Consider the following 12,870-nt stretch of genomic DNA (forward strand, 5'->3'; position numbering starts at 1 on the left):
GTGTATTTAATTGTAACCATAGACTGAAAAAAAGTCTATTTTTAGGCCCCGGTCTAGATAACGGCATAATACATGAAACAAACGAATTTCCTCTTCCTCTTTTTTCTTGCTTTCCTTTTTATTCCCGAGCTGTTTGCACAGCAAAAATATACTTTAAGTGGTACTGTCCGAGATGCTTCTACTGGAGAAACCCTGATTGGGGCTACGGTAAAACTACAAAATGCAGACCACAGTTTTGGCAAGGCGGCCAATGACTATGGTTTTTATTCTTTAAGCGGCGAAGGAGGTGAGTATACCATGACAGTTAGTTATGCGGGCTACCTGACGTATCGCAAACAGATCAGTTTAATTGGAGATTTAAAAATAAATGTAGGGCTTGATCCTGCAAATTCCCTACAGGAGGTGGTCATCAGTGCTAAAGACCGCAGAAATGACAATGTGAAGAGTGCACAGATGGGCTTGGAAAAACTGAATATGAGAGACCTGGATAATGTGCCAGTTTTGTTTGGGGAAAAGGACGTGTTGAAGACTATACAACTTATGCCAGGGGTAAAGTCGGGCGGGGAAGGAAATACAGGTTTTTTTGTTCGTGGAGGAGCTGCTGATCAGAACCTGATCCTTTTGGATGAGGCAACAGTTTACAATTCTTCTCACCTGCTGGGTTTCTTTTCTACGTTCAATTCGGATGCTATAAAGGATGTGAGTTTGTATAAAGGGGGAATGCCCGCTCAATTTGGAGGAAGACTGTCTTCTGTACTGGATGTAAAAATGCAGGATGGGAACAGTAAGGAATTTGGTGTAGAGGGAGGAATTGGGCTTATTGCATCGAGGATCAAGGTAGAGGGGCCTATTATAAAAGACAAAGCATCTTTCATGGTGAGTGCAAGAAGGACATATATTGATCTGCTTTTAAAGGCTTCATCCGATTCTTCTATAAACAGCAACACCTTAAATTTTTATGACATTAACGCCAAAGTAAATTATAGGTTTGACGATAAAAATACACTGTTTCTTTCGGGATATTTTGGGCAGGATAATATCGGCATTAAAGACCTTTTTGCAAATGACTGGGGGAATACAACAGCAACTGTACGTTTAAATCATGTTTTCAGCAGTAAGCTGTTCTCCAATACTTCGTTTATTTTTAACAAATATCATTACGCTATTGAGTTACTGGACAAGGATAACAATGCAAGGGTTACTTCCCTTATCCGTGATTTTAACTTGAAAGAGGACCTTCAGTATTTTACCAATCAGCATATTTTTAGGTTTGGTGCGCAGGCAACACATCATCGCATTGCGCCTTCAGATATTACAACAACAGGTAATTCCAGTATCAACCCGCTTTCAGTTGAAAACCGTTATGGTCTGGAATTGGCCGGTTATGTGTCTGATGAGTGGAAATTGAATGATAAACTGGAGTTACTATATGGTTTAAGGATCAGTAGCTTCTCTTTGCTGGGCCCGGGTACGATACGTACTTATGATGCGGCCGGTGATATTGTGGACAGTTACGATGCAAAAAGGGGGAGTTTTGTGAAAACTTATGTATATGCGGAACCTCGTTTTTCGGTAAGCTATAGTTTGAGTGAGCAAAATTCGATCAAAGCTTCCTACAATAGAAATACACAGAATATACATATTCTGACCAATGCCAATACCAGTTCGCCAACTGATCAGTATGTAATGAGCAGCAACAATATAAAACCAGAGATTTCTGATCAGGTGGCCATGGGCTATTTCAGAAATGCGAAAGACAATACGTATGAATTTTCTGCTGAGGTCTATTACAAATGGCTTCAAAACCAAATTGACTATAAAAATGGAGCCGAGCTTATTGCTAATGCAGAGGTGGAATCTGAGTTGCTGTATGGAAAGGGAAGGGCTTATGGTTTGGAACTCTATGCGAAAAAAACGAAAGGAAAGTTAACAGGATGGATCAGTTATACGCTGGCGAAAACGGAAAGGCAGTTTGATGCTTTAAATGGTGGTAATTACTTCCCTGCAAGACAAGACCGCACCCACGACCTTTCACTGGTTGGTATATATAATTTCAGTTCGAGGTGGACTTTTTCGGCTAATTACGTGTATAGTACTGGTAATGCCGTAACCTATCCGGCAGGTAAATATAGTACCGGTGGTTTAACCACTTATTATTATACGGAAAGAAATGCAAACAGAATGCCTTACACTTCAAGACTGGATCTCAGTGCGACACTTAAAGCCAAAGAAACGAAGAAATACCAGTCCAGTTGGAGTTTCGGTCTGTATAATGCACTGAACCGTAAAAATCCATATGCCATTACCTTTAGAGATAACAAACAAGACCCTACACGTACAGAGGCTGTTCAAACAAGTTTGTTTGGTGTTATTCCTTCGGTAACCTATAATTTTAAATTTTAATGATGATGAAGAGATTTATATCTATAAGTGTATTATTGGTGGGTGCCCTGGTATGGTCTTCCTGCGAGAAAGTAATTGATGTGAAGCTGGATAATGCGCCGAATCAGATGGTTATAGAAGGGAATATTACCGACCAGAACGAGGCTCAGCTGATCAAGATCAGTCAATCTGTTCCTTATACTAACCAGAATGTGTTTCCGGCAGTTAAAGGGGCAAAGGTTACCGTAACAGATGATATTGGCCATCTTTGGACCTTTGAGGAGCGTGAGCCCGGAAGTTATAGCTCTGCACCTTTCAAAGGGATTTCAGGAAGAACGTATTCACTTAAGGTGAATGTGAGCAGTACGGAATATATAGCCAGTTCAACTATGCCGGAGCGGGTACATATGGATTCATTGAGTTTAAAAGTTTTTACTTTTGGAGGTAACGATGTTAAACAGTTGCAGGTCCACTATAATGATCCGGCAGCAGAAGTAAATCAGTACCGTTGGATAATGAAGATCGATAATGTACAAACCAAACGGGTATTTGTTGGTAATGATCGTTTTACCAATGGGAATAATGTTGCTGAATTGCTTTATTACAGTAAAGATGATGATAATAAAGAGCTTTTAGGTGGCGATGAAGTGCAGGTGGAAATGCAGTGTATTGACAAAGCCGTCTATAATTACTGGTTTACATTGAGTGAACAGACAAAGAATGGTCCAGGTGGTGGGGTAACACCCGGTAATCCACCTTCTAATATCAATCATAATGCATTGGGCTATTTTAGTGCCCATACGACCGAAAAGGTCTCTTATAAAGTGAAATAGAAAGATTTTTTGTTGTGATTGGGCGGATTGTTAAGGGGAATTTGTAGTTAATCTAAACATGCGCTGAGCCAGACCATCTGACGCTGGAAGGGAATTATAAGGATCACGAGGATGTGGATAAGAAATATCCCTATTTAACAGCTTCTTTCAGATATAATGTTAATCTTTAAAATTATATAAATTCTATTTGATTAGCTTATGGTGTATTGAACAGGCACCTGGATTAAAATGTATGAAAAGATTAGTTTGTGTGTTATTATTGGGAACAATAACTTTTTTTGTCAGGGCTCAAAATGTGGGTGATCAATTGGTTGTTGATAAATTTTCGCGTTATTACAATTCAAGTCATGCCGATAGTCTTTATACGCTATTTGATCCGCAAATGCAGACGATCTTAAATGTAGAGAAAACAAAGGCCATGATCAGTCAGATCAAAGGCAAGCTTGGCCAAATTGTAAAAAGTCATTATGAAGGTAGTCCGGCATCGGAGATCTATGAATACCGCATGAGTTTTGAAAAGCGATTGGTTGATTTAGCGCTGATACTTAAAGGAGGTATGATTGCGGGCATTCAACAGAAAAAAATTGAAATGGCAGCAGACAGTGCAATCCGTTTGAAAAGCCCGGATAATTTTGTGATTAAAGTACCACTTGCAAGACTTGCTGGTACACTGACAATGCCTAAAGCATCTGGTAAGGTACCGGTGGTTCTTTTGATCTCTGGATCCGGGCCCACCGACAGGAATATGAACCAGGAGGGTGGCCTAACAAGCAATTCGTTTTTAATGTTGGCAAAGGGGCTCGCAGATCATGGAATTGCTTCTGTACGTTATGATAAAAGAGGTGTGGGCAAAAGTGTTTTTTCAGGAAATCCGGAAGACCTGGTCTTTGATGATTTCATTGGCGATGCTGTGATTTTAGTAGATTCTTTAAAAAAGGACTCCAGATTTTCTAAAGTGATTATTGCTGGTCATAGTGAAGGTGTTGCCATTGGTCTGGTTGCTGCATTAAACAGGAAACCTGCCGCATTTATATCTCTTTCGGGTTATGCTACAGATCTGGTCTCATTACTTGGAAAGCAGTTAAAAACCGATTTAAGCCCAGCTGATTATAAAGTTGCAGCAGAGGCAATGGATAGTTTGAAAGCAGGTAAGCCCTTTAATAAATCCCTTCCTGGTATGTTGTCTACCTTGTTTTCACCCGCTATTCAACCTTTTCTGATTTCGAATGTGAAATACAATGCACAGCTAGAGATCGCAAAACTGAAGGTTCCAATCTTAATCATTGCTGGAACCCATGATCTTCAAATTGGCGTAGAAGATGCACAGAAATTGCACACTGCTGCACCGGGATCGAAATTGAAGCTGATTCCCGAGATGAATCATGTATTGAAAAATGCGCCGGCAGAAAAAGTTGCTAATTTTGCTACATATAATAAGCCTGATCTCCCGCTTCATCCCGATTTAATACCAATATTAACGCAATTTATTCTTCAGCTTCGTTAGAAGAATTCTTTTTTTGTCTTTTAGTTTTTCGGGTAGGGGCTTGTTATCCAGTTTGATAGCGTGATGGGTGTGCTTTTGATGCATTTAAGGCGATTAAAATTCGAATAAATGTTTTGTAGAAATGAAAAATCTTTATAGTTTTGCGGCCGTTGAAAGGAAATACTTTTAACTAAGATTGTCCGATAGTATAAGGGTAGTACAACGGTTTTTGGTACCGTTTGTCTTGGTTCGAATCCAGGTCGGACAACAAAAAGGGTAAAACAGATTTGTTTTACCCTTTTTTATTTGGTGCCGGTTTTATACTATGGTGAAGCTATAGGTTGCTTATTGTCTCATAGGATATATCCATATAATCATTGATGTATAAGCTGCAAGGAGGTAACTCTACGGCTGTATGCGAAGTCAGTACGCCAACCACTTTCATTCCTGCGTTCAAGGCAGCAGTTACACCTGAATAAGAGTCTTCAAATACGATACAACGTTCAGGTGGCACCCCTAGATTATGGGCAGATTTAAGGTATACTTCGGGATTTGGTTTGTGTTTTTTTACATCTTCACTGGCCAGTATAGAGCTCATCTTATCTCTCAGTGGAAGTTTTTTTAGAATTAAATCCAGATTTTCGAAGGGAGCGGAAGTGGCTACGCCCAGTTTTACATGATGCTCTTTAAGCTCATTTATAAAATCAATAAGACCAGCTATGGGTTCTATATACGGTTCATATATCTTGCGAAAAAGAGCCTCCTTTTCATTCTCAAGTACAGTAAGTTCTTCACCGCTTACAGGTCTGTTGAAGAAATGGCTTAAGATATAACTGTTGCTTTTGCCAAACATATGTTCGGCAAATTCCTCTTCGGTGGGCGAAAGATTCCATTTAGCAAAAAACTCCCGGAAGGCAAGAGAGTGGTAGGGGTTGGTATGGCATATCACACCATCCATATCAAAGATAACGGCAGTTTCCTTATTCATGCGATAAAATTAGTGAATTAATGTCCAGATTGTTTTAAAGACTTTCGGTAGGTTTTTGCCATTTGACCTATAATAAACTTTTTAGGCAGCAATTTCATAAGTCTACTTCCCGCACGATTCATAAATCCAGGAATATAATTGTATTTCCTGGTAGTTAAGGCATGTATGCCTTCTTTTGCAGCTTGTTCTACGGGCATTAACCAGCCTTTTAGGTCGTTGAATTTCTCTCCTTGCGTCATCTCCGTTGCTATCCCACCGGGCGCATATACCGTTAAAGAAAATTTTGTGTTTTTTAATTCAAACGATAACGCATTAAAAAAATTCATGATAAAAGCCTTTGTGCCAGAATATATTGCCTGATAAGGAACAGGGAATAGAGCAGCCATACTGGATACAACCATTAAGCCTCCTTCTTTTTCAGTCGCTTCAAAATGGTTTACAAGCTGGCTTGTAATACGTACTATACTGGTGACGTTGGTTTGCAAAAGTTTTTGAAATTCAGAAGACTGCATTTCGCTGTGAGATCCAAAATAGGTTATTCCTGCATTTAGTATAGCAGCATAAAGTGGCTGTTTTTCTATACTGTCTTTAATCAAAAGTTCAACATCTTCAGGAACAGAAAGGTCGGCTACTATAATTTTTACCTGTATACCAGTTTGTTCCAGTTCTGTCTTCAATTGTTCTAGTTTGTCCTTCCTCCGGGCAGAAATAATCAAATTGGCTTTATGCCGATGAGCGAGTTGAAGGGCCATTTCATGCCCTAAACCAGACGAAGCTCCGGTTATTAAAACCCATTTGTTCTTAAAATCAAGTCTTTTCACAGGATCAAATCTAGATAATTTACCGGAGATTCCTCTCTTAAACTAGGTTCATCTTCTATTGTTAATAGATCCTTATCTGTTTGTTTTTGATGGATATTTTCTTTTATATTATTGTTTATTTCTTGTTTTGTCATTATGATTTCTTAAATGTGTTTTTTTATTGAATTTATTGATGTATTTTAAAATAAATATTTCTACATTAGTATTAATGTTTATTTTATAATTAATGTATTTATTTTTTAACCTCTTGCTGAATGTTATGGAATGAGATATAGACTTATCATTTGTCCACCGGATTGATTCCATTCTTTGAATTCGATCAAAATTTCTTAACCAAATAAAATAATCATGTATAAAAAAACGGTATTTTCTATCGTAATGGCTTTGCTTTGCCTAAGCTTTACGAGTTATAGTCAAAAGTGGACGGCAGACTTGCGGCCGGTTGAATTGGGCGAAGTAGTTTCAGATAGCTTGTTAGACAAGCCATTGAAAGTCATAAATGATCCCAACGGAAGAAAAACAACTACGCTGAGAAGCCATAAGGGTAAATTAATTATTCTGGACTTTTGGGCTACCTGGTGCGGGGCTTGTGTTTCAGCCTTTCCAAAACTGGATTCTTTGCAAAAGCTGTTTCCCGAAAGTTTAAGGATCCTCCTGGTTAACAGTAAGAATACAGGGGATAGTCCTGAAAAAGTAAAGACATTGCTGGAGCGGAGTGGAAATTCAGGATATGAATTATCTTCTTTCGTTAATGACACCGTGTTGACTAGACTGTTCAGGCATCAAATGATTCCGCATTATGTCTGGCTCAGAAATGACACAGTCCTCGCTACGACGTCTTCTTCAGAGCTTTCTGCTGAGCATATTAGGAGTGTTCTGAATTTTGGGGTTTTTAAACCAAATATTAAAAAGGATGTTTTGGATTTTGATCTTGATAAGCCATTGTTTTTTGGAGGCAATGGGGGTATGGGAGATCAGATCCTGTACCGGTCTCAAATATCGGGCGCTATTTCGGGAATTGCGTCTCAAACACTGGCAACCAAAAATAAATCTGGAATGATACAGCGTTATTGTTGTTTGAATGCCTCCAGGATTGATCTGTTTCGACTGGCCTATAATGCAATGTCTATTCCCAGGAACCGTATTTATGTTATGTCCGACTCCCTGAATATATTGCAGCGAAAAACGGAGGATCCCCGTAACTTCTGTTTCGAACTGATATGTCCGCCTTCAAGTATAGATATAGTGAAAGCCAGGATGCGAACGCAACTGGAACAATACTTCGGCTGGAGTGTGGCGCAGGAAGAAAAAAGGGTTGTCTGTCTTGTGCTTAAAGATGCCGGATATAGAAAATCCGATTCCGGATTGCCTGTCGGATATCTTTTTAATAGCCTGGAATCACCAAATTATATTCGTGGGCAGCAACTATCACTATTGATTAATTATCTAAATCAAAAATTGTCACTGCCCTTGCTGGATGAAAGCGGCAGTTCCACTCCAGTCAACCTGGATTTACCACAGGACCTCACTAATTTGCCGGCACTTAAAGCTTGTTTAGAAAAGCAAGGCTTGAGTCTTACAGAGCAATTCAGAACGCTCACTGTCCTGGTATTTAGGCCTCTAAATAAATTACAAGTGTCATTTTAAACTAAATCGTATGAAATATTATAATTTGTTATGGTGTATTCTGATCCCGTTCTTTTTAATGGCCCAAAACAATGGCGGGCAGAAAATAGTGAAGGGAAGAATTGTTGATGCAGCAACGGGCAAGTTGATGGTTGGAGCAAGCCTGCAAATGAAATTATCCGGCAGGCATAGTTACTCGGGATATGACGGTCTGTTTTCGGTTTCTGCCAGTTATCTGCCAGATTCGCTTATAGTTACTTTTGTAGGCTATCAGAAACTTACAATACCCATCTCGGAGACTACGGTTTTCCTTGAGTTACAAATGCGGGCTGAGGCCGGTATGCTTCAGGAAGTTAATGTATATACAGGTTATCAGGTTATTCCGAAAGAACGGGCTACCGGTTCCTTTAGTACGGTCGATCTTAAAACTTTCAACGAGCAGGTCAGCAGAAATGTTCTTGATCGTCTGGAGGCGGTTACTAACGGATTTTCTATTGACAAATATACCGGCGTAAGTTCAGGAACACAGAATATGATGGTGCGTGGTCAAACCACTATCCTTGGTGTTAAAGGGCCACTTATTGTTGTGGATAATTTTCCTTATAACGGTGACCTTAAAAATATTAATCCAAATGATGTAGAGAATATAACCATTCTCAGAGATGCCGCTGCTGCATCTATTTGGGGTACAAAAGCTGGAAATGGAGTCATCGTAATTACGACAAAAAAAGGACGCTTTAATCAGCCGGTGCGTGTAGACTTTAATTCCAGTATTTCTTTCACTGCAAAGCCTGATCTTTTTAGTTTGCCGCAAATGTCCTCGGGTGACTATATTGATCTGGAACAAAATTTATTCGATAAGAAGTATAAAGTGGGAGATGTTTCCAATATCAATCAGCCTCCTTTTTCACCTGTGTATGAAATTTTATTCAATAAGCTGAACGGTGTAATTAGTAAAGAAACTGCTCAGATGCAAATTGATAGCTACCGTGGAAATGACTATCGGAATGATTTGAATAAGTATTTTTATCAAACAGCAATTGGTCAGCAATATGCATTGAGTGCCAGAGGTGGTTCTGCTGCTTATTCCTGGTTATTTTCTGCGGGCTACGACCAAAATATCAGTGCGTTGGCAGCAAAAGATAACCGGCTAACTTTACAGTTAGACAACACCTGGAAGGCATCAGATCGCTTGCAGATCAATGCATCTTTATACTTAACCAAGAGCACAGCTGGTAATGGAAAACCTGGGTATTTTGATCTTAAAACTGCAAATGGAAATTTGCCTCCTTATACCAGGCTGGCAGATGGGGTCGGGCAAAAACTAGCTGTCATCAAAGATTACAGGCAATCCTTCCTGGATGGAATTTCAAGCAATAAACTTTTGGATTGGAATTATTATCCATTGGATGATTACACACACAATGTCGTAGAAAATAAATTGTTTGATGTTACAGGTAACCTTGGTTTAACCTATAAGGTCAGCTCCTTTTTAGGTGTTGATTTAAAGTACCAATATGAAAGACAGCAAAATGATGGGAAAACTGTTTATGATATAGATAGTTATTTTACAAGGAATCTGGTGAACAGGTTTACTTATGCGGATCCGTTAACCAATGATGTAAATTATAGAGTGCCAAGGGGAGCGATCGCTGACTTCTCTAATAATTTATTGCAATCTCAACAATTGCGTGCACAGATCAATTACAATCAAAGCATAGGTAAACATGGAATAACGGCTATTTTGGGAAGTGAGATCCGACAAATCGAACGTCCTGAAGCTAATTTCAGAGCCTATGGCTATAATCCACTTACTTTAAGTTCAGGCAATGTAGATTATGTGAGTTTTTATCCAACAATATTGCCCCAAGGTCAGGTAGATCAAATTCCGAATCCGATGTACTTTAATAAAAGTATGAACAGGTTCATTTCCTTTTATGGAAACGCCGCCTATACCTACGATGAAAAGTATACTTTTTCCTTAAGTGGGAGGAGAGATGCTTCTAACCTTTTTGGAGTGAATACAAATGAAAAATGGACGCCATTATGGTCGGCAGGTCTAGCCTATCACCTTTCAAAGGCGGCCTTTTATTCCATTGAGGCAGTTCCTTATTTGAAACTGAGAGGTTCTTACGGTTTTAGCGGAAACGCCGACCCATCCCGGGTTGCTTTAACCACAATTACCTATTCTCCCTGGACAAACGAAAATACCCAAACACAATATGCCTATGTCAGCAGATACGGCAATCCGGAATTGAAGTGGGAAAAGATCCGTACGATTAATTTTGGACTTGACTTTGAAACCAGGAACAGCACATTAAGAGGAAGTGTAGAATATTACCAAAAAAAGGGAACAGATCTTTTTGGGGCAGCAAGGATTGATTATACTACAGGAATTACCAGTGGTCTGACAAAGAATGTGGCCAGTATGAGCGGTAGTGGTATTGACATAAATTTGAATTCTCAAAACCTGAAAGGGAGTATTCGATGGAATACTGTGCTAAACTTTAGTACAAATACCGGGAAGGTGACTTCTTATGACCAAAAGGTACAGAAGGGAAGTGATTATATTTCAAGTTCACCTTTGATCTCTGCGCTTGTGGGTAAGCCGGTATATGCTATGTTTTCTTTCAAATGGAAGGGGCTTGATCCAGCAACTGGAGATCCGCTTGGGTATATAAACGGTCATGTAAGTAAGAATTATGCAGCTATATATGGTGATTCTACTAAGCTGACTGATCTGGTTTATCATGGCTCAGTGATGCCAACGCTGTTTGGATCTATAGGAAATGATTTTTCCTGGAGGGGTATCTCCTTGTCGGTAAGGCTAATGTATAAATTTGGTTATTATTTTAGGAGGCCTTCCTTGAACTATAGCAGGTTGTTTGAACTGAGACAGGGAGATCCTGAGTTTGCAAGCCGCTGGCAGAAGCCAGGGGATGAGCGCTTTACGAATGTGCCTTCATTAATTTATCCGGCTGACAACAACAGAGACTTGTTTTATAATGGTGCGGAGATTAATGTTGAAAAGGGAGACCATATCCGACTGCAGTATATTACTGCGGGATACGAGTTTGAAGAGCATATACTTAAGAAGCTGGCTTTTAAAAGTCTTCAATTGTATGCTAGTTTAAGCAATATAGGAGTGCTTTGGCGGGCAAATAAAAAAGGACTCGATCCGGATTATGAGTCTGGTCAGAATTTAGTCCCATCTAAAACGATTTCATTTGGCTTGCGTGTTGGTTTGTAGATCTTTAAAATTCAAAAACATGAAAAAATATATAATGTGTATTTTATTGGTACTGGGTGTCTTTTCGGGATGTAAAAAGTTCCTTGACCCAAAACCACTACAGTCGCTGACTGTGCCCTCCAATCTTGAAGATCTTCAGGCTTTACTGGATGATGAAGGAGTTATTAATTCATTGGATATTTCGGCAGGAGAGATCAGTTCTGATGACTATTATCTTACCCGTTCGGATTTGGAATCCCTTCCGTATGAAGAGTATAGAAGAATGTATACCTGGCAAAATGATCGTATTTTTAGACCTGCAACCAATGATTGGAGCTCCACTTACAGAATTGTTTTCAGTACGAACGTCGTATTGGATAATTTAAGTAAAATAGAAAGAACCTCATCTAATCAAACGCAATGGGAAAATATAAAAGGCCAGGCTTTATTTATCCGGGCTAAGCAGTTCTTTTGCGCAACGCTAACCTGGGCCCCAGCTTACGATCCGGCTACTGCAGACCGGGATCCTGGAGTCCCTTTGAGGTCGACCCAGGATTTTAATGTTCCTTCCCTTCGTGCTACTGTTTCGGATTGTTACAAGCGAATTACTGAAGATCTGATTTTAGCTGGATCCCTGCTCTCTGATGAGCCATTAGCGAAAACAAGAGCCTCTAAAGCAGCGGCCTGGGGCCTTTTAGCACGAGTTTATCTTTCTATGGGAGATTATGAGAATTGCCTTAAGTATGCGGATTTGTATTTGCAGGAACGCAATGGATTAATGGATTATAACAAGGATATTAATGTAGATTTAAGAACACCTTTTCCACGATTTAATAAAGAAGTTTGCTTTGATAGTTTTCAGAATCATATGATGTTGTCTCAAAGCAGGGCAAAAGTTGATTATAATTTATATAGTTCATATGATGACAATGACCTTCGTAAATCAGCATTTTTTAGAAAAATAGCAGAAAATACATTTTGCTTTAAAGGAAATTATAGCCTGGGTATCTTTGGAGGAATTGCGACGGATGAAGTCTATTTGATGCGCGCAGAGTGTCGGGTCAGAAAGGGGGATGCAAAGGGAGCTTTATCCGATTTGAATGCTTTGTTATTTAAGAGATGGAAAACTGGTACGCTGAAGCTTATTGCCAACGAAAACCCTAAGGAACTCTTAGGAATTATTTTAATTGAACGCAGAAAGGAATTAATCATGCGGGGGCTGAGGTGGATGGATGTGAAACGCTTAAATAAACAGGGGGCCGGGATTGTCCTTAAACGCAGTGTTGACGGGAAGAATTATGAGTTACCTGCTAATGATCATCGTTATGCTTTGAGTATACCAGAAGATGTTCTGGTGTATTCTGGCATGGCCCAGAACGAAAGGTAATAGATCATTAAGGCCATACAGAACACATTCTGTATGGCCTTAACTTTAAGTATGGTTTGATATGTAATTGCAGCTTGGTCCAAATAAAGAAAGCCGAAAAGTAAAACCGAGGAATAATGGC

General features: G+C 39.4%; 9 protein-coding genes. 6 read left to right on the top strand and 3 right to left on the bottom strand.

Annotation, left to right across the window (positions count from 1 at the left end):
* Positions 1 to 72: 72 nt before the first annotated feature.
* From R2S08_RS02095 to R2S08_RS02105, 3 genes are all read left to right on the top strand, one after another.
* Entirely contained in the window at positions 73 to 2,403 is a 2,331-nt protein-coding gene (locus R2S08_RS02095) for a TonB-dependent receptor (protein WP_316833649.1), read from the top strand.
* Positions 2,404 to 2,408: 5 nt separating this feature from the next.
* Positions 2,409 to 3,215 carry a DUF4249 domain-containing protein gene (locus tag R2S08_RS02100; RefSeq protein WP_316833650.1) on the top strand — a complete coding sequence of 269 codons (807 nt, stop codon included), beginning with the start codon at positions 2,409 to 2,411 and terminating at the stop codon, positions 3,213 to 3,215.
* Positions 3,216 to 3,447: 232 nt separating this feature from the next.
* The gene (locus R2S08_RS02105; RefSeq protein ID WP_316833651.1) at positions 3,448 to 4,719 is read left to right on the top strand and encodes a serine aminopeptidase domain-containing protein; all 1,272 of its coding nucleotides are present in this window, start codon (positions 3,448 to 3,450) and stop codon (positions 4,717 to 4,719) included.
* Positions 4,720 to 5,032: 313 nt separating this feature from the next.
* Here R2S08_RS02105 and R2S08_RS02110 read toward each other — a convergent pair whose 3' ends face one another.
* Genes R2S08_RS02110 through R2S08_RS02120 form a run of 3 tightly spaced genes read right to left on the bottom strand, consistent with a single transcriptional unit; the run spans position 5,033 to position 6,641 of the window.
* Positions 5,033 to 5,686 (bottom strand): HAD family phosphatase, encoded by a 654-nt coding sequence (locus tag R2S08_RS02110; protein ID WP_316833652.1) that lies wholly within the window; start codon positions 5,684 to 5,686, stop codon positions 5,033 to 5,035.
* A 17-nt stretch (positions 5,687 to 5,703) separates the two neighbouring features.
* Entirely contained in the window at positions 5,704 to 6,507 is an 804-nt protein-coding gene (locus R2S08_RS02115) for an SDR family NAD(P)-dependent oxidoreductase (RefSeq protein ID WP_316833653.1), read from the bottom strand.
* Complete coding sequence (locus R2S08_RS02120) at positions 6,504 to 6,641, bottom strand: hypothetical protein (RefSeq protein ID WP_316833654.1); 138 nt, start codon at positions 6,639 to 6,641, stop codon at positions 6,504 to 6,506. Before R2S08_RS02120 ends, R2S08_RS02115 begins: the two co-directional genes overlap by 4 nt.
* A 214-nt stretch (positions 6,642 to 6,855) precedes the next feature.
* Here R2S08_RS02120 and R2S08_RS02125 point away from each other — a divergent pair, with 214 nt between their 5' ends.
* From R2S08_RS02125 to R2S08_RS02135, 3 genes are read left to right on the top strand one after another with little or no spacing between them, the layout of a single operon-like run.
* The gene (locus R2S08_RS02125; RefSeq protein WP_316833655.1) at positions 6,856 to 8,154 is read left to right on the top strand and encodes a TlpA disulfide reductase family protein; all 1,299 of its coding nucleotides are present in this window, start codon (positions 6,856 to 6,858) and stop codon (positions 8,152 to 8,154) included.
* A gap of 10 nt (positions 8,155 to 8,164) precedes the next feature.
* Positions 8,165 to 11,383 carry a SusC/RagA family TonB-linked outer membrane protein gene (locus tag R2S08_RS02130; protein ID WP_316833656.1) on the top strand — a complete coding sequence of 1,073 codons (3,219 nt, stop codon included), beginning with the start codon at positions 8,165 to 8,167 and terminating at the stop codon, positions 11,381 to 11,383.
* A 19-nt stretch (positions 11,384 to 11,402) separates the two neighbouring features.
* Positions 11,403 to 12,749, top strand: a complete 1,347-nt coding sequence (locus R2S08_RS02135) for a RagB/SusD family nutrient uptake outer membrane protein (protein WP_316833657.1) — start codon at positions 11,403 to 11,405, stop codon at positions 12,747 to 12,749.
* The last annotated feature ends 121 nt before the right edge of the window (positions 12,750 to 12,870 follow it).

The organism is Pedobacter nutrimenti (assembly GCF_032678445.1).
Taxonomy (GTDB): Bacteria; Bacteroidota; Bacteroidia; order Sphingobacteriales; family Sphingobacteriaceae; genus Pedobacter; species Pedobacter nutrimenti_A.